This is a genomic window from Nocardia rhizosphaerae (assembly GCF_042650365.1).
In the GTDB taxonomy this organism is placed as follows: Bacteria; Actinomycetota; Actinomycetes; order Mycobacteriales; family Mycobacteriaceae; genus Nocardia; species Nocardia rhizosphaerae.
Genome location: NZ_JBHSBA010000005.1, coordinates 375,417 through 395,504 on the forward strand (window position 1 = coordinate 375,417; position 20,088 = coordinate 395,504).

The window sequence follows — 20,088 nt, forward strand, 5'->3', positions numbered from 1 at the left end:
TACCGCCAGTCGTCAGCGGGCTGACAGGTAGGTGCGCAGCATCGCGGTGACGGCCGTGATCTGGGCCAGCGGGACATGTTCGTCGCGCTTGTGTGCCAGGTTCGGGTCGCCGGGCCCGAAGTTGACCGCCGGGATGCCGCGCGCGGCGAAGCGCGAGACGTCGGTCCAGCCGTACTTGGCCCGCACCCCGCCACCGCCGTGCGCGTTGACCGAGTCGATCAGGGTGCGGGCCGCGGGCGCGGTGAGCCCCGGCAGGGCGCCGGGCGAGGAGTCGGTGACCTCGAAGCGCACGTCCAGGCCCGCGAAGACCTCGCGCACGTGGGCGATGGCCTGCTCGACGGTGCGGTCCGGCGCGAAGCGGAAGTTCACGTCGACCTCGGCGACGTCGGGCACCACATTGCCCGCGACCCCGCCCGAGACTCGCACCGCCGACAGGCCCTCGCGGTAGACACAGCCATCGATATCGACCTCGCGCGCCCGGTAGGCCGAGAGCCGCTCCAGCACCGGGGCCAGCGCGTGGATCGCGTTCACGCCGAGCCAGGCCCGCGCCGAGTGCGCGCGCACACCGGCGGTGCTCAGCCGCATCCGCAGCGTGCCCTGGCAGCCCGCCTCGATCCAGCCGCCGGAGGGTTCGCCGAGAATGGCCAGATCGCCGTCGAGCCAGTCGGGCAGGTCGCGTTCGATATGGCCGAGGCCGTTGAATTCGGCGGCGATCTCCTCGCCGTCGTAGAAGATCAGCGTCAGGTCGTGTGCCGGGTCGGCGATGGTGGCGGCCAGGTGCAGGAAGACCGCGTCGCCGGACTTCATGTCGACGGTGCCGCAGCCGAACAGCACCGGCTCACCGTCCACCTCGTCGGGTCTGCTCGGGACATTGTCGGCGATCGGCACCGTATCCAGGTGCCCGGCCAGGATCACCCGCGTCGGCAGCCCACGCCGGGTGCGGGCCAGCACCACATTGCCGTGCCGCAGCACCTCGAACCCCGTGGTCTGTTCCCGCAACGCCCGCTCGACCAGATCCGCGATCTCGGCCTCGTCCCGCGACACACTCGGCACATCGACGAGGTCGGCAGTCAGCTGAATAGGGTCGGCGCGCAGATCGAGGTTCACATCTCGACCCTAGTACGGACCCAGGTCCCCCGGTCGTCACGCAGGCCGCCCGAACCCCTGGACGTTCCCGGTGCACGGTCCGCGGGGGTGGCCGACACTTTCGCGCGCGGAACCGGCAAAATGAGGCTCGTGAGTATTCAGGGAGCAACCGCAGTCGGCATCGCGAACGTCACCTCGGACGGCACCGTCCTCGACACCTGGTACCCCAGCCCCGAGCTGGGCGAGTTCACCGAGACCGGCTCCAAGCGGATCGACGCGGCCGAGGCCGCCGAGTTCGCCGAGCTGCTCGGGGCCGACGCGGCGCGCGGGGTCGAGGTGATCGCGGTCCGCACCACGATCGCCGACCTGTCGGCCGCCCCGGTCGACGCGCACGATGTGTATCTGCGCCTGCACCTGCTCTCGCACCGGCTCGTGCGGCCGCACGGACTCAACCTCGACGGCCAGTTCGGCCTGCTCAGCAATGTCGTGTGGACCAACCACGGCCCGTGCGCGGTGGAGGGCTTCGAGCAGACCAGGCTGAAGCTGCGCGCCCGCGGCCCGGTCACCGTGCTCAGCGTCGACAAGTTCCCCAGGATGGTCGACTACGTGGTGCCCTCCGGCGTGCGCATCGGCGACGCCGACCGCGTGCGGCTCGGCGCCCACCTGGCCACGGGCACCACCGTCATGCACGAGGGCTTCGTCAACTTCAACGCGGGCACCCTCGGCACCTCGATGGTGGAGGGCCGCATCTCCGCGGGCGTTGTGGTCGGCGACGGCTCCGATATCGGCGGCGGTGCCTCCACCATGGGCACCCTGTCCGGCGGCGGCACCACCGTCATCTCGGTCGGCGAGCGCTCCCTGCTCGGCGCCAACGCCGGTCTCGGCATCCCGCTCGGCAACGACTGCGTGCTCGAGGCGGGCCTGTACCTGACCGCGGGCACCAAGGTCACCGCGCCCGACGGCACCGTGGTCAAGGCGGCGACCCTGGCGGGCAAGGACAACCTGCTGTTCCGCCGCAACTCCACCACCGGCGCCGTGGAGGTCGTGCCGCGCAAGGGCACCGGCATCGAGCTCAACGCCGCACTGCACGCCAACGACTGAGTCCCGCCGCCCTTGCGGCTGTGGCCCAGATCACCATCACGAACCTGCCCGCACGCGCATCTCATGGTCGAAGGCGAAAACCGACGGCAGGAGACTGAGATGAACATCGTGGTGGTCGGAGCGGGGTACGCGGGTACGGTCGCGGCGAACCGGCTGGCGAAGAAGGTGCCGGACGCGCGGATCACGGTGGTGAATCCGCGCCAGGAGTTCGTCGAGCGGGTGCGGCTGCACGAACAGCTCGCCGGGTCGGGGTCGGCGGCGCGGCCGCTCGGCGACATGCTCGCCGACGGCATCACCTGCCACCTCGGCACCGTGGACAAGATCGGCGACGGTGCCGTCACGCTCGACGACGGCAGGGCTTTCGATTTCGACCACCTGTTCCTCGCGGTGGGCAGCACGAGCACCCCGCTGCCCGGCGCGATCGGCATCGACAGCTGGGAGGGCGCCGAACAGGCCCGCACCGCGCTCGACGACCTGCCCGCCGACAGCGCGGTGACCGTGATCGGTGGCGGGCTCACCGGCATCGAGACCGCGGCAGAGATCGCCGAATCCCGGCCCGACCTGCGGGTTCTCCTGGTCGGGCCGGAGCTGGGGGCGAGCCTGTCCGCCGGTGGACGGCGCAAGGTCGAGCGCACGCTCGGCCGGCTCGGCGTGCGGATCGTCGTCGACGAAGTCACCGAGATCGTCGACGGCGCCGTGGTACTGCGCACGGGAGGGGCGCAAGCGTCGGCGCTGACGCTGTGGGCCATCGTCGGGTCGGTGCCGGAACTGGCCGCACGCAGCGGTCTCGCGGTCGACGGGACCGGACGCGCGCTCGTCGACGCCTGCCTGCGCAGCGTCAGCGACGACCGAATCTTCGCGGTCGGCGATTGCGCCGCCGTGCCAGGCACGCGGATGGCCTGCGCCACCGCGGCGCCGCAGGCCATGCACGCCGCCGATACGCTGGCCAGGACTATCGCGGGACGCACGCCGAAGCCCTTCGCGATGGGCTACGCGGGCCAGGCACTGAGCCTGGGGCGCCGCGATGCCCTCGTCCAGGCCACCCGGCTCGACGACCGGCCGCTGCCGGTGTCGTACGCGGGCCGGCTCGCGGCGTTCACCAAGGAGCGCATCGTTCGCTACGCCGCGTGGAGCGCGCGCACCGGCTTCGCCATGGCCGCGCCGGGCCGACCGCGATGACCGGGGCCGACGAGTTCGCCGCCAATCGCCGACTGCTGTTCTCGATCGCCTACGAGATCCTCGGCTCGGTCGTCGACGCCGAGGACGTATTGCAGGACAGTTACCTGCGCTGGCGCGAGGTGGACCACACGACGGTGGAGCACCCACGGGCCTACCTGGCCACGATCGTCACCAGGCAGGCCATCGGTGTGCTCCGCGCGTCGGCGCGTAAGCGCGAGGAATACATCGGGCCGTGGCTGCCCGAACCGCTCGCCGCGTCCTCGGAGGGCGGGGTCGAGCACGTGCTCACCGGCGAGGCGGTGACCACGGCGATGCTGCTGGTACTGGAGACGCTGACCCCGGTACAGCGGGCGGTGTTCGTGCTGCGCGAGGTGTTCGCTTTCGGGTACGCCGAGATCGCGGCGGCCGTCGGGAAGTCGGAAGCCGCCGTGCGCCAGCTGAATCAGCGCGCGCGGGAACGGGTGCACGAGAAGCGGCACACCGCCGTCGCGACACCGGAGCAGGCGCGGTCGGTGACCGAACGGTTCCTGGTGGCCGCCGCCGGTGGCGACGTGCAGGCGCTGATGGACGTGCTCTCGCCCGATGTGGTCTATCTCGGGGACGGCGGCGGGCTGGTCAACACGACGCGCAGGCCGGTCGTCGGACCGGACAGGGTGGCGAGGTTGGTGGTCGGGTTGTTGCGCAAGGGCAGCGGGATGGGCGAGGTGGGAATCCATTTCGGCGTCTACAACAGCATGCCCGCGGTGGTGGCGACCCTCGACGGCGCGCTCGACAATGTGACCGCGATCGAGGTGACCGGCGACCGGATCACCGCGGTGTATTGCGTGCGCAATCCCGAGAAGCTGGCCACGGTGCGGATTCCCGGCTGAGATCGCGCTCACCAGGTCTCGACTCGGCCGGGTTCGCGCACTACGCTCAACTCCTATACGGAACCGTATAATTGGAGGTTGGGCATGCCACTCCCCCCTGGTCAACGCGAGATCGACGGATTTCCCCGCTTCGGCACCCACCTGCACCACCCGCCACCACCGGTCCCGCCGAACCCGACGCTCGAGCTCGCCGGGGCGCTGCGCGAGCCGCGCACCCTGTCGCTCGACGATCTCGCCGAACTGCCACGTCGCGAGCAGGTCGCCGATTTCCACTGTGTCGCGGGCTGGACCGCGACCGACTTGCGATGGGCGGGAACACCGTTCGCCACGCTGTACCGCGAGCGGGTCGCACCGGTGACCACCGCACCGATCAGCCACGTGGTCTTCGCCGGACTCGACGGCTACCGGTCGGTGGCCCTGCTCGACGACGCCATGGCCGACGACGTACTCATCGCCGACCACCTCGACGGCGCGCCGCTCGACAGCGACCACGGCGCGCCGCTGCGCCTGGTGAGCCCGAGCCAGTACGGCTTCGTCAATACGAAACATCTGTGCCGCATCGAATTCCACACCACCGCGCCGCCCGATCCCGACCGGTTCTCCCCACTGGCCGGACACCGCAGGGCCAGAGTCTGGGCGGAGGAGCGCCATCGCTATCTACCCGGACGGATCATCCGCCCGATCTACCACCGGCTGATCGGGCCGATCCGGCGACTCAGCGCCAAGGGCAGCACCGTGCGCCCGCTCAGCTGAGCAGCTTCTTCTGCACCTTGCCCATGGCATTGCGCGGCAGCGCGTCGACGAAGCGGATCTCGCGCGGCCGCTTGTGCGCCGAGACCTGTTCGCCCACATGGGCGATCAACTCGGCGGCATCGACCCCACCGTCGCGCGCCACGACGAAGGCGACGATGCGCTGCCCGAGGTCGTCATCGGGCAGACCGACCACCGCGACCTCGGCCACCGCGGGATGCCCGAGCAGCGCGGTCTCGATCTCCCCCGCACCGATCCGGTAGCCGCCGGACTTGATCAGGTCGATGGATTCGCGGCCGACGATCCGGTGCCGGCCGTCGGCGTCGATCACGGCGACGTCGCCGGTGCGGAACCAGCCGTCGTCGGTCCAGTCGGCGGCGGTGGCGTCGGGGCGGTTCAGGTAGCCGTCGAACAGCATCGGGCCGCGCACCTGCAGTCCGCCGATGCTCTCACCGTCGTGCGGGACCGGCTCGCCCGCCTCGTCACGCAGCCGGGTCCGCACTCCGCGCACCGGCGTGCCGACCCAGCCGGGCCTGCGCTCGCCGTCCGCGCGGGTCGACAGGGTGATCATGGTTTCGCTCATGCCGTACCGCTCCACCGGCGCCTGCCCGGTGAGTTCGGTCAGCCGCTCGAACACCGGCACCGGCAGGGGTGCGCTCCCCGAGACCAGCAGCCGCGCCTTCCCCAGTTCCCGTGCCAGCTCCGGCTTCTCGACCACCCGCGACCACACCGTCGGCACGCCGAAGTACAGCGTGCCGCCCGCCGCCGCGTACGCCTCCGGGGTGGGCTTTCCGGTGTGGATCACCGGGCTGCCGACCCGCAGCGGACCGAGCAGCCCGAGAATCAGGCCGTGCACATGGAACAGCGGAAGCCCGTGCACGAGCGTGTCTTTCCAGGTCCAGTCCCACGCCTCGGCGAGCGCGTCGAGCCCGGCGGCGATGGCGGCGCGGCTCAGCATCACGCCCTTGGGCGCGCCGGTGGTGCCGGAGGTGTAGAGGATGAACGCGGTCGAGGCCGGGTCCGGCTCCGGGTAGGTGTGCCAGGACCTGGCGTGCAGGCGCACCGGCACCACCGGCAGCCCGGTGCCGTCCGGTGCAGCGCCGAGCCAGGCCTGGGCACCGGAATCGCGCAGGATGTGCTCGAGTTCGGCGGCACCGGAATCGGGCGGCACCGGCACCACGGTCACCCCCGCGATCAGGCAGCCGACCACCGCGAGCACGGTTCGTACGGTCGGCTCCGCCAGTACCGCCACGCGGTCGGCGCGGGCGATCCGCTCGGCCACCGAGGTCGCCGCACCGAGCAGATCCGACCGGGACAGCGTGGCATCATCGATGGTGACGGCGTCGGGAATGTCGGCCCCGGCGGCGATGGCGGCCGGATTCAGCGAGGCGAGCAACAGCGGCGGACCGTAGGACATCCGTCCACGCTAACGCGAGCGGGCTCGGACCGGCAGGCCGCCGTCCGTTGACACCCCGTCGACGTGATGAGACATTCTTTGTATAGTTCTCTCACCGATGAAAATGGGGTCAACGATGACCATCCTCGCTCGCTCGCGTTCGCGGCACTCCGAACCGGCGGACTTCGACATCCGGGACTACATCGACGGAGCCGCCGCCTTCTACGGCGCGACCGCCAACGTGATCATGCAGCTGAGCCTGCCGCCGGTCGGCTACGGCGTGGCCGAATCGCGCGTGCACAGCGGCAGCATCATGCGCCATCCGGTGAAACGAACACGCACCACGCTCACCTACCTGTCGGTGGCGCTGATGGGCGACGACGCCGATCGCGCCGCCTTCCGTACCGCGGTCAACGGCGCGCACAAGTACGTGCGCTCCACCGCCGAGAGCCCGGTGCAGTACAACGCCTTCGACAAGAACCTGCAGTTGTGGGTGGCCGCCTGCCTGTACTGGGGTTCGGTCGATGTGATGCGCCGCCTCTACGGCCCCGTCCCCGACGATATCGCCGACACCTTCTACGGCTACGCCCACCACCTGGGCACCACCCTGCAGGTACCGCGCGAGATGTGGCCCGCCGACCGTGCCGCGTTCGACGCCTACTGGGCCGAGAACCTGCCGCGCACCAGCATCGACCCCACCATCAAGGCCTACTTCGACCGCCTGCTCGACCTGAAGATGGTGAGCCCGCCGATCCGCTTGCTCTTCGCCCGCTTCCACCGCTGGTTCACCACCGGCCTGCTCCCCGCGCGTCTGCGCGCGGAGATGGACCTGACCTGGACCGAGCGCGACGAGCGCAGACTGAACCGCCTGATGCGGACCACCGGCATGGTCTCGGAGCGAATGCCACGTGTGATCCGCAACTTTCCGTTCAATGCCACGCTGGCCGATATGCGCCGTCGGCAGCGCCGGGGGAAGCCGCTCATCTAGCCCCCCCCCGCTGCTCGCACACAAACGCGCCCGATGGATGCGAACAGCTCCACACGGGCCGATTGTGCACGCCCAGCGCGGGTTCGGCGGCGGCCGGGCGCGAGATCAGAGATCGTCGGCGATGATCCGCTCGATATTGCGCTCGGCAAGGGCGGTGATGGTGACGAAGGGATTCACACTGGTGTTGCCCGGGATCAAGGCGCCGTCGATGACGTAAAGGCCCTGGTAGCCGTGCAGGCGGCCGTAATTGTCGGTGGCCTCGTTCAGGACGCAGCCGCCGAGCGGGTGGTAGGTGAAGTCGTCGCCCCAGGTCTTGTAGACACCGAACAGGTCGGTGCGGTAGATCGTGCCCTCCTTCTTGTTGATCTTGTCGAAGATGCGTTTGGCGGCGTCGATCGAGGACTGGTTCCAGGCGGTCTGCCAGTTCAGGTCGACCTTGCCGGTGCCGGAGTCGAAGGTGAACTTCGCCCGGATCGGGTTCTTGGTGATCGCCAGGTACAGGCTCACATAGGTTTCCAGGCCGGCCGGGAACGGCGCTACCTCAGCGAAGGCGGGGCCACCCGCGTCGGCCCAGTTGTCGATGCCGAGGCAGGGCATGGCCGATTGCAGCGTGCCGGTGCCGTCCCACATATGGTTGGCGCGGCCCACCATGACGTTGCCGTTGTTGCCCCAGTTCTGCCCGACCGCGTCGGACAGGTCGCCGAGCTGCCCCTGCGCCTTCATCGACACCAGCAGCTTGCTCGTGCCGACGCTGCCCGCCGCGAAGAAGACCCGTTGCGCGACAACCTTCTTGGTGGTGACGGTGGCGCCCTGCGTATCGATCTGGGCCAGTTCCACCTCGTAGCCGCCGCCGCTCGGACGGACCGCGGTGACCATGTGCTGAGCGGCGATGGTCACTTTCCCGGTGCCGGTGGCCGCCGCGAGATAGGTCTTGTCCAACGACCGCTTGCCCGCGTTGTTGCCATAGATCACCTCACCGGCCAGCGCGGACCGGCGCACGGTATTCGCCTGCTCCTTCTTCATGTACTCGAAGTCGTACACATTGGGCACGAAAGTCCAGTCGAAGCCGGACCTTTCGGCGTGCTTGCGGCCCACCCGCGCGAACTTGTAGCACTCGGCGGACTCGAACCAGTTCTGGTCGATATGGTTCACGCCGAGCGCGGAATTGGCGCGCGGGTAGTAGGTGGCATACATTTCCTCGGCATTCACCGACGGCAGGATGGCGGCGAAGTTCTCCCGCTTCGGCGTGACCGCCATGCCGCCGTTGACCAGCGATCCACCGCCGACACCGCGACCCTGGTAGACACGGATGCCGCTGAATTTCTCGGAGTCGAGCACGCCGGTGTAGCGATCGATGTCCTTGTTGTAGGACCCACCCATGAAGTAGCCCACCGGCTGATCGGTGGTCTCGCGCAGCCAGTACGAACGGCCGTCGGGCTTCAGTACCGGGCAGAAGATGTCGCCGTCGGGGCCGGGCTCGGTCCAGGACATCCCCATCTCGGCGATCAGCACGTCGACCCCGGCCTGGGCCAGGCGCAGCGCGGCCACCGCGCCGCCGTAGCCGCTGCCGATCACCAGGGCGGGGACCTGGGCGCCGTCGATCGCGGGCTCCGCCGACGCCGTCGCACGACTGCCCAGCGCCGCCACGCCGACTATGAAACCTGTTGCAGCCAGGAACCCGCGGCGGGAGATACCCCCGGCATAGCGGTTACTACCTGGCTTTTCATACACGAAATCACGCACGGAGCGGCTCCTCATCGAGACTACAATGAGAACCTGTTATACCGAGACATTCAGTGAAGCGAACATGTTTCGGACAAACGAAACCCCGGACACGCGCGTGCCCGGGGTTTGCGGAAGCGGGGGTTCAGGCCAGCCGTTCGGCCGCGGCCGCGACGCGTTCGTCGGTCGCGGTAAGGGCGATGCGGACGTGCTCCGGGGAGCGCGGACCGTAGAAATCGCCGGGGGCGGCGAGGATTCCACGCTCGGCGAGCCAGTCGAGGGTGTGCCTGCACGCCTCGCCCCGCGTGGCCCACAGATACAGGCCCGCATCGGAGTAGTCGATCCGGAAACCGGCTTCCTGCAACGCCTTTCGCAGGATCTCGCGGCGGGTGCGGTAACGCTCGCGCTGGGCGGCCTCGTGCTCGTCGTCGGTCAGCGCCGCGGTCATGGCGGCCTGGATCGGCAGCGGCAGCATCATCCCGGAGTGCTTGCGCACCTCGAGCAGCTCGGCGACCAGTTCCGGGTCACCGGCGACGAACCCGGCGCGGTAGCTGGCCAGATTCGAGGTCTTCGACAGCGAATGGATCGCCAGCAGACCGGTGTGGTCGCCGTCGCACACGCGCGGATCGAGGATCGACAGCGCCTCGCCGGCCCAGGTGAGCCCCAGATAGCACTCGTCGGAGGCCACCACGGCGCCGCGTTCACGGGCGAACGCGACGACCTTGCGCAGGTGTTCGAGCCCGAGCACCTTGCCGGTGGGGTTCGATGGCGAGTTCACGAAGATCAGCGCGGGATTCTGCGGCCCGATCTGGGTGAGCCCGTCGGCGCGCCACGGCTTGGCACCGGCGAGCAGGGCGCCGACCTCATAGGTGGGGTACGCGATCTCGGGGATCACGACCAGATCGTCGGCACCGAGACCGAGCAGCCGCGGCAGGCCTGCGATGAGCTCCTTGGTGCCGATCACCGGCAGCACCGCCGATTCCTCGACGCCGGTGACCCCGAACCGCCGCGCCAGCGCGGCGACGGCGGCGGCACGCAGCTCAGGCGTGCCGTGCGTGGTCGGATAGCCCGGCACCTCGGCGACCGAGCTCAGCGCCGCCTGGATCAGCGGGTCGACCGGGTCGACCGGGGTGCCGACCGACAGGTCGACCAACCCGCCGGGATGCGCGGCCGCCTTCGCCTTGACCGCGGCGATCGTGTCCCAGGGGAAATCGGGCAGCAGCGAGCTGACCCTCATTCTTCGGCCATGGGCGGCAGCGCCTTGATGAACGGCGGGTCGTAGTCGACCACACCGACCTTGGTGGCGCCACCGGGGGAACCGAGCTCGTCGAAGAAGTCGACGTTGGCGTTGATGTAGCCGCTCCACTGGTCCGGGGTGTCGTCCTCGTAGAAGATCGCCTCCACCGGGCAGACCGGCTCACACGCACCACAGTCAACGCACTCGTCGGGTTGGATGTACAGCATGCGGCCACCCTCGTAGATGCAATCCACGGGGCATTCCTCGATGCACGCCTTGTCCTTCACGTCAACGCACGGTTCAGCGATGATGTACGGCACTGCCGTTCTCCTAGTCTGTCCTTGCCTGCGGTGGAACTCCGCCACCGAAACCCTATCCCGAGACCACACCCCAGTCCCAGGTCAGCCTGCCCTAACTCACACCATCGATCACCCGATAGAGGTCGGCAACGCCGCCGATGTCGGTGCCCCGGCCTAGCCTTCGCCCATGAGCTCCGACGCCTATGATTTCACCGCGCGGGTGTGGCTGCACGACGCAGGGTCGTGGCACTTCGTCTCGCTGCCGGAATCGTGCGCCGACGACATCGCCGATCGCCACCCGCGCACCGGTCCCGGCTTCGGCGCGGTGCCGGTCACCGTCACCGTCGGCGGCACCACCTGGTCCACCTCCCTGTTCCCCGACAAGGCTCGCGGCACGTACCTGTTGCCGATGAAGAAGGCGGTGCTGCGCGCCGAACGGATCGATGCGCAGGACCACGTTCACGTCCATCTGCGCACCGGGCGCCGACCCGAGCACCTCCGTCCTAACCGATCGTGAGCGGCAGGGCCACCGGCTTGGCCGGCGCCGTGCCGTAGACCGTGGTGCGCTCACGCACCGGCCGACCGATCCCCGCCGCGACCTCGGCCAGCTCGGCCACGGTCTTGGCCGACCCGTGCTGCGAGCCCGCCATCCGGGAGATGGTCTCCTCCATCAGGGTCCCGCCGAGGTCGTTGGCGCCGCCGGTGAGCATCATCTGGGTGCCGACGGTGCCGAGCTTGACCCAGCTGGTCTGGATGTTGTCGATGCGGCCGTGCAGCATGATGCGGGCAAGGGCGTGCACCGCGCGGTTGTCGCGGTTGGTCGGGCCTGGCCGCGCCGCGCCGGCCAGGTACAGCGGGGCGCTCTGGTGCACGAACGGCAGCGGGACGAATTCGGTGAAGCCGCCGGTCTCGTCCTGGATGCCGCGCAGCACCCGCAGGTGCCCCACCCAGTGCTTCGGATTGTCGACGTGGCCGTACATCATGGTCGAGCTCGACGGGATACCGAGCCGGTGCGCGGTGGTGATCACCTCGATCCAGGCGGAGGTGGGCAGCTTGCCCTTGGTGAGCACCCAGCGCACCTCGTCGTCGAGGATCTCCGCCGCCGTGCCAGGAATCGAGTCGAGCCCGGCCTCTTTCAGTGCCGAGAGCCAGTCGTGGATGCTCTGGCCGCCGCGCGAGGCCCCGTTGACGATCTCCATCGGGCTGAACGCGTGCACATGCATGCCGGGCACCCGCCGCTTGATCGCGCGGACCAGGTCGGCGTAGCCGGTGACGGGCAGTTCCGGGTCGATGCCGCCCTGCATGCAGATCTCGGTGGCGCCGTCGACGTGGGCTTCCCAGGCGCGGTCGGCGACCTCGTCGGTGCTCAGGGTGAACGCGTCGGCGTCGCCCTTGCGCTGGGCGAACGCGCAGAATCGGCAGCCGGTGTAGCAGATGTTGGTGAAGTTGATGTTCCGGTTCACCACATAGGTGACCTCGTCACCGTTGACCGCCTGGCGCAGCGAATCGGCCAGTGCCGCGATGGCGTCGAGGTTCACCCCGTCGGCGGTCGCCAGCGTGAGGTACTGGTCGTCGGTGAGCCCCGCGGGGTCGTGCTCGGCGGCGCGCAGGGCTGCGAGCACCTCGGAATCCAACCGCTCCGGCGCGGTGGTGGCCAGATCGCGGGCGTGTTCGCGGATGGTCTCCCAGTCGCCGAAGGCACCGACCACCTCCTGGCCGAGCCCGGAATCGCTGCGGCTCTCGGTGTTTCGGCCCTCGGTGTCGATGGCGGTGTTGAGGTCGACGCGGCCCATCGAATCCCACGACTCGTCCGGCTCCTGCCAGGGCAGGCCGACCGGCAGCGCGTCCGGCCTGGCCAGCCCGGTCGCCGGGTCGGTGAGCGCGGCGACGTGCGCGCCGATGCGCGGGTCGATCCACGGGTGGCCTGCCCGCACGTATTTCGGATGCGCGGAGGTGCGCTCGACCAGGGTGAAGCCCGCCGACTCGGTGATCTCGCGCAGAGTGTCCAGGTTCGGCCACGGCCGCTCGGGGTTCACGTGGTCGACCGTCACCGGTGACACCCCGCCCCAGTCGTCGATGCCCGCGTCGATGAGGGCGCGGCAATCGCTGTGCGACACCAGGTTCGGCGGCGCCTGCACCGGGACGTCGGGGCCGAGCAGCAGCCTGGTCACCGCGACGGTCGCCAGGAACTCGGCGACATCGGCATCGGGGGTGTCGCGCATGGCGGTATCGTCCTTGGCCCGGAAGTTCTGCACGATCACCTCCTGGATGTGCCCGAACTCGCGGTGCTGTGCGCGAATGGCCATGATCGAGTCGGCGCGCTCGGCCAGGGTCTCGCCGATCCCGACCAGGATGCCGGTGGTGTAGGGCACCGAGAGCCGCCCGGCGTCGGTGATCGCGCGCAACCGAACCGCCGGGTCCTTGTCGGGGCTGCCGTAGTGGCACTGCCCCTTCTCGGTGAACAGCCGGGTGGCGGTGGTCTCGAGCATCATGCCCATCGACTGGGCGACCGGCTTGAGTCTGGCGATCTCGGCCCAGCTCAGCACGCCCGGATTCAGGTGCGGCAGCAGACCGGTCTCCTCCAGCACGAGGATGGACACGGCGCGCAGGTAGTCGAGGGTGGAGTCGTAGCCGCGTTCGTCGAGCCACTGCGCGGCCTCCGGCCAGCGGTCCTCCGGCCGGTCACCCAGGGTGAACAGGGCTTCCTTGCAGCCGAGCGCGGCGCCTGCCCTCGCGATCTCGAGCACCTCGTCGGGTTCGAGGAACATGCCGTGGCCCTCGGCGCGCAGTTTGCCCGGCACGGTGACGAAGGTGCAGTAGTGGCATTTGTCCCGGCACAGCCTGGTGAGCGGGATGAACACATTCCGCGAATAGCTGATGGTGCCCGGTCGCCCCGCCGAGGCGAGTCCGGCGTCGCGGACCCTGGCCGCGCTCGCGCAGAGGTCGGCGAGGTCGTCGCCGGTGGCGTGCAGCAGGACGGTGGCCTCGTCGGCGTTGAGGGTGACGCCGTCGCGGGCGCGGCGCAGCGCCCGGCGCATGGCGGCGGGCGTCGGCGGCGGCGGGGGAACGTGCGGCTGCGGAAGGTCGGTCACCCCGTCGATCATGCGCTACTTCCTTCCGGAATGTGCTCCCCGGGTGGTCACCCCGTCGCCACCACAACCCTCCCGGCGACCGTGTGTATTCCCGAGCGGGGTGAGCTCGGCGGCCCGGCATGCCACGATGGCCTCATGTCGTTGCCGCGTTCCACCATCCTGGCCGAACCGGCCTGGCGTCCGAGTTCCAAGGCCAAACTGCTGTGGGCGGTGGAGAACGCCATCGGGATCCTGATCCTGGGCGCCCTGCTGGTGGCATGGGTGGTGTTCGACGGTGAGCGTCGCGGCTGGCAGGTTGTCGCCGGGCTGGCGCTGGTCGCGCTCGCGGTGCTCGGGGTGGTCGTCGTGCCGCTGTGGCGGTACGCGGTGCACCGGTGGGAGGTCACCGACGAGGCGGTGTACACCCGGGTCGGCTGGCTGGACCAGGAGTCGCGGGTGGCGCCGATCTCGCGGGTCCAGACGGTGGACACCGAGCGTGGACCGCTGGAGCGGCTGCTCGGGCTGGCGACCGTCACCGTCACCACGGCCTCCTCGGCGGGCGCGGTGAAGATCGGCGCGCTCGACCTGCCGGTCGCCGAGCAGACCGTCACCCGGCTGACCGCCATCGCCGCGCAGCATCGCGGAGACGCCACATGAGCAGGCCGACGTCGGTGCCGAACGGAGCACGACGGTGAGCGCACCCGTGACCACCGAGGACGAATGGCTGCGGCTCGATCCGCGGATGCTGCTGGTGTATCCGGTGACCGAGATCGTGAAATACATTCCGGTGCTGCTCGGTTCGGTCATCCTCGGCACCACCAGCGGCAACCCGCTGTGGGGCCTGATCCCGATCGTGCTGGTCGCCGGGGCCGGGATGGCCCGCTGGTTCACCACTTCGTACCGGATCGATGCCGATCACGTGCGGTTGCGCACCGGGCTCATCGCGCGAAAGACCCTCTCGGTTCCCCGGCCACGCATCCGCTCGGTGGACGTGGAAGCCGATCTGCTGCACCGGGTGCTCGGCCTCGCGGTGCTGGAGATCGGCACCGGCGCCCAGGCCGAGAAGGGGGAGGGCTTCAAGCTCGACGCGCTCGAAACCAGCCGGATTCCCGCCCTGCGCGCCGAACTGCTCTCCCACACCGGGCAGATCGCACCTGGCACGCCCACTCCCGCAGCGGCTGACCGGGTTCCGCGGCCCGACGCCGCCGCCGCGTCGGGACGCGAGATCGGGCACTGGCGCGCCGCGTGGGTGCGCTACGCGCCGCTGTCGCTCACCGGGCTCGCGGTGATCGCGCCGATCGCCGGCCTCGGCGCCCAGTACGGGCTGATCGATGTGGTGTCGGACTCGGCGCCGGTGCGGCACCTCGGCGACGACAGCGTCCCAGTGGTGGCGATCGTGATCGCCGGGCTCGCACTGTTCTCGGTGGTGCTGGTGAGCCTGGCCGCGTGCGCCCAGTACCTCGCCACCTGGTACGGCCTGCGGGTGCTCGACAACGGCGCCACCCTGCACCTGCGCCACGGCCTGTTCACCACCCGGCAGATCACGCTCGACCTGGCCCGTTTCCGCGGCGCGACGCTCAATGATCCGCTGCTGCTGCGCGCCGCGCGGGCCGCGCAGCTGGAAATGATCATGACCGGGGAGAACCCGCGCCAGAAGATCCTGCCCCAGGCGCCACGCACCGCCGTCGAACGCACCCTCGACGAACTGCTGCGCACCCGCAAGCGACCGGGCACCGCACCCGGCGAACACCCAGCGGGCCACTTCGACGAGCCGCGACCGACGGACGAGTTCGGCGACGGCGTTCGTCGCAGGGAGCAGGCCCCGGCGATCACCGGCGCGACCCTCGGCACGATCCCACTCGTCCGGCACGGCTCGGCCGCGCATCGGCGGCGCTACACCAAGGCCGCGTGGCCGGTGAGCGCGGTGGTCGTGGCGATGGTCGTGCTCGCGGTGCTCGCCGGACCGCTTCCGGTGTGGCTGTGGTCGATTCCCCTGGTGTTCGCCGTGGTCATGGCGGCGCTGGCCGAGGACCGGTATCGCAGTCTCGGCCATCGGGTGCTGCCCGGCAGCACCGGGCCGACCTGGCTGATCACCCGGCGCGGCAGCCTCGACCGCAATCGCGACTGCCTGGAATCGCCGGGCATCATCGGCTGGACCATTCGCCGCACGTTCTGGCAGCGGCGAGCCGGGCTGGCCTCGGTCGTCGCGGCGACCGCCGCGGGCAAGAAGGCCTACCTGGTGGACGACATCCCGTACGAGCAGGCGGTCGCCATGATCGAGGCCGTCTCCCCCGGCCTCCAAGGCAGCCGCTGACCGGACCGCCGAGGAACCGACCGCGAGCGGGTGTTCGCCGGATCCGGCGGCGCGCGGAACACTGTTCGGTCACCGAACACTGTTCAGGCGGGAGTTATGCTGGGCGGACACGTCACCGGAGGGAGGCACCGGATGGAAATCGCATCGGTGTGGACCAGGCCCGTACGCGAACGACGCGACCAGCCAGCGCTGAGCCGGGACCAGATCGTGGCCGAGGCGATCGCCCTGCTCGACGCGGAAGGCTTCGACGCGCTGAGCATGCGCAAGCTCGGTGCCCGGCTCGGGGCGGGCGCGACCTCGCTCTACACCCACGTGGCGAACAAGGACGAACTGCTCGAACTGGCCGTCGACCAGGTGATGGGCGAGGTGCCGAACCCCGAACCCGATCCGGCGCGCTGGCGCGCACAGGTACACGAACACGCCGACGGAATCCGCGCGACACTGCTGGCGCATCCGTGGATCACCATCGTGTTCGGCAACGCGGCGCTCCATTACCTCGGCCCGAACATGATGCGGCTGACCGACACCATGCTGGCCATCGTGGAGGCGGGCGGCTTCGCCGACGCGCTCGTCGACGTCACCACCACTACGCTGTTGCGGTTCATCGTCGGCTCCTCGGCCAACGAGGCCGCCATGGTGACAACGGTCGCGCGCAGCGGTCTGCCCGCCGATCAGTGGGCCGAGCAGGTCATGACCATCAGCGCCGCCGCGTCGATCGCCTACCCGCGGCTGCACCGCCGCTATGTCTCGCAGCGGCCGCAGGTGGTGGCCGAAGCCGCGAACGGGGTACTCGAACCCTTCAGCCAGGCCATCGACCTGATCCTCGACGGTGCGCAGACCCGCCGTGGCTGATCGGCCTCAGTACGGCCGCGCCACCCCGGCGGAATTGGCGCGAAAGTAGAGGTAGCCCGCCGGGGCGAGCACGCCGCAGGCGAGCAACAGCAGCGTGCGCCCGTCGCCGCCGAGCAGCACGTCGCCACCGGGACCGCGGGTGGCGCACACCAGAAAACCGAAGACCCACACCACGATCGGGGCGAACATGAACGCCAGCCGGTCGGTCACCGTCGCCATGCCGCGGACGAGGGCGACATTGATCGGCGCCGCGAGCAACGCCGACACCGGCAGCGCGAGCGCACCGAGATAGAGCGGCAGGAACATCACCTCGAACACCAGCGTGATGAGCGCGTCGACCAGCAACAGCAGCACGATCAGGCTCGTGACGACCGGCTCGAACCCGGCCCGCAGCACCGGTTTCGGTAGGGCGGCGGTCGGCGCGGGCTGATCGGAGTCGGTCACCATGCGGCGAGTCTATTCGGCCGCGCCGGACCCACCCGCCCGGCTGGGGCCGAGCCCGGCGAACAGATCGTGTTCGAATCCGTCCGGGCCGACGTGGCCTCGCGTGCCGCGCACCAGGGTGAAGTGTTCCTCCGGCAGCACCGGCAACGCGATGTTGTTGGACAGCGCGAACTCCCGGCCGCTGGGCGCCACGGTGATCTGGGTGGCGTGCGCGCGCATCGCGGCGCGCTTGGCGGTGAGCACGTCGGAGACATCGACCACGGTGGTGACCCCGCCGGTCGACATGGCCGCCAGTTCCGGCTCGGCGGGCAACCGCCACCCCGCGGGCAGCGCGCCGGGCAGCCCGTCGACGGTGCGTCGGGCCAGCGCGGCGGTGTGCTGGCGCAGCAGGTCGCCGTCGGTGACGGTCCAGTAGAACTTGGGCACATCCCAGCCCTGTTCGGCGGCGGCCGCCACGGCTTCGGTGGTGATCTCGTGCGCGCGGATGTGGTCCGGATGCCCGTAGCCGCCGCGCGGATCGTAGGTCACCACCACCTCGGGGCGTCGCTCCAGCAGCACCGCGACGAGGGCATCGACCGCGGCGGCACCAGAATTCACGAAGGCCCGTGGATTTTCGGCCGACGGCGTGCCTGCCATCCCCGAGTCACGCCAGCGGCCCGCGCCGCCGAGGAAATGCGGCTCGCCCGCGTCCAAGGCGGCCAGCGCGGCGGTGAGTTCGGCGATGCGGTAACCGCCCAGCTGGTCGGCGCCGGCGGCGATCAGCCCGGCCCAGCGGTCGCCGATCACCTCACCTTCCTCGCCGAGCGTGCAGGTCACCACGGTCACCGGAACTCCACGACGGCGGTAGTGCGCGATGGTGCCGCCGGTGGTGAGGGTTTCGTCGTCGGGGTGGGCGTGCACCAGCAGCAGCCCGCCGTGTCGCGTCACGGAATCCTCCGCCATTGCGCCGAGTCGGCGAAGACACCGACCTGGATGGTGCCCGACAGCGAGACACCGTCGACGCGCGGCCCCGCCGCCGCGACCACATTGTCCTGCATGATCGGCAGCACGGTGGCCAGCTCCCACAGCCGCGGTTCGGCCTCGGCCAGCACGCGGGGCACGTCGATCCCGCGCAACGCCTCGTCGATCGAGGGTTGCAGGCCTGGATCGCACACGCCGCCGATATTGCTGGGCGCCTGGCGATACGCCTCGGCGGCAGCGGCCACGGCGTCCTCGGCGTCGGGCAGTTCCGGCGGTGGACAGCCGTAGCGGGAGGCGAGCACGGTGGCCGGATCGTCACCGGCCAGCTCCCAGCCGACGATGGCGTCGATCCGCGATTCGGTGAGCTCGGTGCCGTAGAGCTCGTCGGCGGGCAGTCCGCGCACCGTGGCATCGATACCGGCACTGCGCAATTGGTCGGCCGCGGTATTGGCGACGGCCAGCGCGGTCGCGTCGTCGGCGACCGCGCCGATCCGCACCGACAGGCCCTTGCCCGCACGAGCGACCGACCGAGGCTGCGGTGCCGGCGAGGTCGGCGAGCCGGTCGCGGGCTCCTCGGGCGCGCGGCCGAAACCGGCCTCGGCGAGCAGGGCGAAGGCGTCGTCGGCGGGCAGGCGCGGCGGCGCGGTCGGCACATACCCCGGACTCGACGGCGGAAGCACCTGAGCGAGCGCGGGTTCCACCCAGCCGCCGGTCTGCGCGCCGACCGTGGCGAGCAGCGCGGGGTCGAGCAGCGCGAGCACTGCCTTGCGCACCCTCGGGTCGGTCAGATCGCCGGAGCGGCCGTTGAGCGCCAGTTGCAGTTCACGCGCCTGCGGCATGATCGTGGTCCGCACCGAGGGGATCGCGGCCAGCTGCGCCTGGGTCGCGACGCCGCCGTGCACCAGCGCCATCTGCGCGTCACCGGAGCGCAGCGATTCGGCCAGCTGCGAGGCGGTGCCGCCGCGGCGCAACAGGATCTGATCCGGCGCGGCCGGGGTACCCCAGAAGCGGTCGTTGCGTTCGAGCAGGATCTCGTCGCGGCCGCGATCCACCGATTTGATCGTGAAGCTGCCGCCCGACACCGGAATCCGGTCGACCAGGCCGCTGGTGAACCCACCCGGCGAATCCTTCACCAGATGCGATGGCAGCAGATTCGCGAACAGTTCCCGCCAGGCCGGATACGGCTGGCGCAGCGTCACGGTGACCGTCTTGCCGCCGTCGGAGGACGCCACATCGGTGATCAGCCGGTAGCCCGCCGGGTCGATCACCCCGGGCTGCGTGGTCATCTGCTGCCACAGGAACCGGAAGTCCTCGGCGGCGATCGGTGCGCCGTCGGACCAATTGGCCTGATTGCGCAGGGTGTAGGTGATGGTGAACGGCTGCTCGGCGGTCACCTCCGCCGATTCGATCAGCGCGGTATCGGGCACCCGGTCGACCACGCCGGGCAGCGCCGGATTGGGCACCGGCCGGAACGGGCTCGGCAGCACCATCGAACTCACCGCGTTGGTCGCGGGCGACTGGTCCGAGCGCAGATGCGGATTGAACCCGATCCCGATGTCGTCGATCGCCACCACCACGGTGTTCTTGCCTGGTTTGGCCTGGGTGGTCTTGGGCGAATCGGTGCTCTCGATCGGCGGGGGCGGATTCGCGGTGCAGCCGGCGATCACCGCCACCGAGGCCGTCATCGCCATCACCGCCACGCGCCACGTCGCGCGTCTGACCCCCGAGCTCACTCTGGCACCCTACCTCGCCCATCTTTGCGGAGCCCGGCACCGGACTCCGTGGAAACGACAGTGGGACGGTACCGAAGCACCGTCCCA

The 20,088-nt window shown here is 70.2% G+C and carries 18 protein-coding genes; 9 read left to right on the forward strand and 9 right to left on the reverse strand.

The features are described from left to right. Positions 1 to 12: 12 nt before the first annotated feature. Positions 13 to 1,107, reverse strand: a complete 1,095-nt coding sequence (dapE, locus tag ACFOW8_RS11455) for a succinyl-diaminopimelate desuccinylase (protein WP_378549785.1) — start codon at positions 1,105 to 1,107, stop codon at positions 13 to 15. Between the two features lie 129 nt (positions 1,108 to 1,236). Between dapE and dapD the strand changes: the two genes are divergently transcribed. From dapD to ACFOW8_RS11475, 4 genes are all read left to right on the forward strand, one after another. Then, positions 1,237 to 2,187 carry a 2,3,4,5-tetrahydropyridine-2,6-dicarboxylate N-succinyltransferase gene (gene dapD / locus ACFOW8_RS11460; protein WP_378549788.1) on the forward strand — a complete coding sequence of 317 codons (951 nt, stop codon included), beginning with the start codon at positions 1,237 to 1,239 and terminating at the stop codon, positions 2,185 to 2,187. A 99-nt stretch (positions 2,188 to 2,286) separates the two neighbouring features. Further along, the gene (locus tag ACFOW8_RS11465; RefSeq protein WP_378549791.1) at positions 2,287 to 3,366 is read left to right on the forward strand and encodes an NAD(P)/FAD-dependent oxidoreductase; all 1,080 of its coding nucleotides are present in this window, start codon (positions 2,287 to 2,289) and stop codon (positions 3,364 to 3,366) included. Next, on the forward strand, positions 3,363 to 4,235 hold the full coding sequence (locus ACFOW8_RS11470; RefSeq protein ID WP_378549794.1) for an RNA polymerase sigma-70 factor: 873 nt from the start codon (positions 3,363 to 3,365) through the stop codon (positions 4,233 to 4,235). Before ACFOW8_RS11465 ends, ACFOW8_RS11470 begins: the two co-directional genes overlap by 4 nt. 84 nt (positions 4,236 to 4,319) lie before the next feature. Further along, a complete protein-coding gene (locus ACFOW8_RS11475; protein ID WP_378549797.1) occupies positions 4,320 to 4,988 on the forward strand; it encodes a molybdopterin-dependent oxidoreductase in 669 nt (222 codons plus the stop codon). Here ACFOW8_RS11475 and ACFOW8_RS11480 read toward each other — a convergent pair. Beyond that, positions 4,981 to 6,402 carry an acyl-CoA synthetase gene (locus ACFOW8_RS11480; RefSeq protein WP_378549800.1) on the reverse strand — a complete coding sequence of 474 codons (1,422 nt, stop codon included), beginning with the start codon at positions 6,400 to 6,402 and terminating at the stop codon, positions 4,981 to 4,983. The two genes, ACFOW8_RS11475 and ACFOW8_RS11480, sit on opposite strands and share 8 nt — an antisense overlap. Before the next feature lie 115 nt (positions 6,403 to 6,517). Between ACFOW8_RS11480 and ACFOW8_RS11485 the strand changes: the two genes are divergently transcribed. Further along, positions 6,518 to 7,369: an oxygenase MpaB family protein gene (locus tag ACFOW8_RS11485; protein ID WP_378549803.1), complete on the forward strand. Its 852-nt coding sequence runs from the start codon at positions 6,518 to 6,520 to the stop codon at positions 7,367 to 7,369. Between the two features lie 105 nt (positions 7,370 to 7,474). On the opposite strand, the gene ACFOW8_RS11490 is transcribed toward ACFOW8_RS11485, so the two are convergent. The 3 genes from ACFOW8_RS11490 to fdxA all read right to left on the reverse strand — a co-directional run bounded on the left by ACFOW8_RS11490 (position 7,475) and on the right by fdxA (position 10,648). After that, the gene (locus ACFOW8_RS11490) at positions 7,475 to 9,112 is read right to left on the reverse strand and encodes a GMC oxidoreductase (RefSeq protein WP_378549806.1); all 1,638 of its coding nucleotides are present in this window, start codon (positions 9,110 to 9,112) and stop codon (positions 7,475 to 7,477) included. A 124-nt stretch (positions 9,113 to 9,236) separates the two neighbouring features. Next, complete coding sequence (gene dapC / locus ACFOW8_RS11495) at positions 9,237 to 10,328, reverse strand: succinyldiaminopimelate transaminase (protein WP_378549809.1); 1,092 nt, start codon at positions 10,326 to 10,328, stop codon at positions 9,237 to 9,239. Further along, positions 10,325 to 10,648, reverse strand: a complete 324-nt coding sequence (fdxA, locus tag ACFOW8_RS11500) for a ferredoxin (RefSeq protein ID WP_110036615.1) — start codon at positions 10,646 to 10,648, stop codon at positions 10,325 to 10,327. Before fdxA ends, dapC begins: the two co-directional genes overlap by 4 nt. A 166-nt stretch (positions 10,649 to 10,814) precedes the next feature. On the opposite strand from fdxA, the gene ACFOW8_RS11505 reads away from it, so the two are divergent. After that, a complete protein-coding gene (locus ACFOW8_RS11505) occupies positions 10,815 to 11,144 on the forward strand; it encodes a DUF1905 domain-containing protein (protein WP_378549814.1) in 330 nt (109 codons plus the stop codon). On the opposite strand, the gene ACFOW8_RS11510 is transcribed toward ACFOW8_RS11505, so the two are convergent. Continuing rightward, the gene (locus ACFOW8_RS11510; RefSeq protein WP_378549817.1) at positions 11,131 to 13,731 is read right to left on the reverse strand and encodes a bifunctional FO biosynthesis protein CofGH; all 2,601 of its coding nucleotides are present in this window, start codon (positions 13,729 to 13,731) and stop codon (positions 11,131 to 11,133) included. The two genes, ACFOW8_RS11505 and ACFOW8_RS11510, sit on opposite strands and share 14 nt — an antisense overlap. Positions 13,732 to 13,854: 123 nt before the next feature. Between ACFOW8_RS11510 and ACFOW8_RS11515 the strand changes: the two genes are divergently transcribed. From ACFOW8_RS11515 to ACFOW8_RS11525, 3 genes are all read left to right on the forward strand, one after another. Continuing rightward, complete coding sequence (locus ACFOW8_RS11515; RefSeq protein ID WP_378549820.1) at positions 13,855 to 14,355, forward strand: PH domain-containing protein; 501 nt, start codon at positions 13,855 to 13,857, stop codon at positions 14,353 to 14,355. A gap of 85 nt (positions 14,356 to 14,440) precedes the next feature. Next, positions 14,441 to 16,012, forward strand: coding sequence for a PH domain-containing protein (locus ACFOW8_RS11520; protein ID WP_378550716.1), 1,572 nt, complete (start codon positions 14,441 to 14,443; stop codon positions 16,010 to 16,012). A 132-nt stretch (positions 16,013 to 16,144) separates the two neighbouring features. Then, positions 16,145 to 16,864 (forward strand): TetR/AcrR family transcriptional regulator, encoded by a 720-nt coding sequence (locus ACFOW8_RS11525; protein ID WP_378549823.1) that lies wholly within the window; start codon positions 16,145 to 16,147, stop codon positions 16,862 to 16,864. Positions 16,865 to 16,870: 6 nt separating this feature from the next. On the opposite strand, the gene ACFOW8_RS11530 is transcribed toward ACFOW8_RS11525, so the two are convergent. The 3 genes from ACFOW8_RS11530 to ACFOW8_RS11540 are packed head-to-tail and all read right to left on the reverse strand — an operon-like array spanning position 16,871 to position 19,959. Then, positions 16,871 to 17,311 (reverse strand): hypothetical protein, encoded by a 441-nt coding sequence (locus ACFOW8_RS11530; protein ID WP_378549826.1) that lies wholly within the window; start codon positions 17,309 to 17,311, stop codon positions 16,871 to 16,873. A gap of 9 nt (positions 17,312 to 17,320) precedes the next feature. After that, positions 17,321 to 18,250: an N-acetyl-1-D-myo-inositol-2-amino-2-deoxy-alpha-D-glucopyranoside deacetylase gene (gene mshB, locus ACFOW8_RS11535; protein WP_378549829.1), complete on the reverse strand. Its 930-nt coding sequence runs from the start codon at positions 18,248 to 18,250 to the stop codon at positions 17,321 to 17,323. Continuing rightward, on the reverse strand, positions 18,232 to 19,959 hold the full coding sequence (locus ACFOW8_RS11540) for an ABC transporter family substrate-binding protein (RefSeq protein WP_378550718.1): 1,728 nt from the start codon (positions 19,957 to 19,959) through the stop codon (positions 18,232 to 18,234). The genes mshB and ACFOW8_RS11540 overlap by 19 nt, the downstream gene beginning before the upstream one ends. Positions 19,960 to 20,088 lie beyond the last annotated feature (129 nt).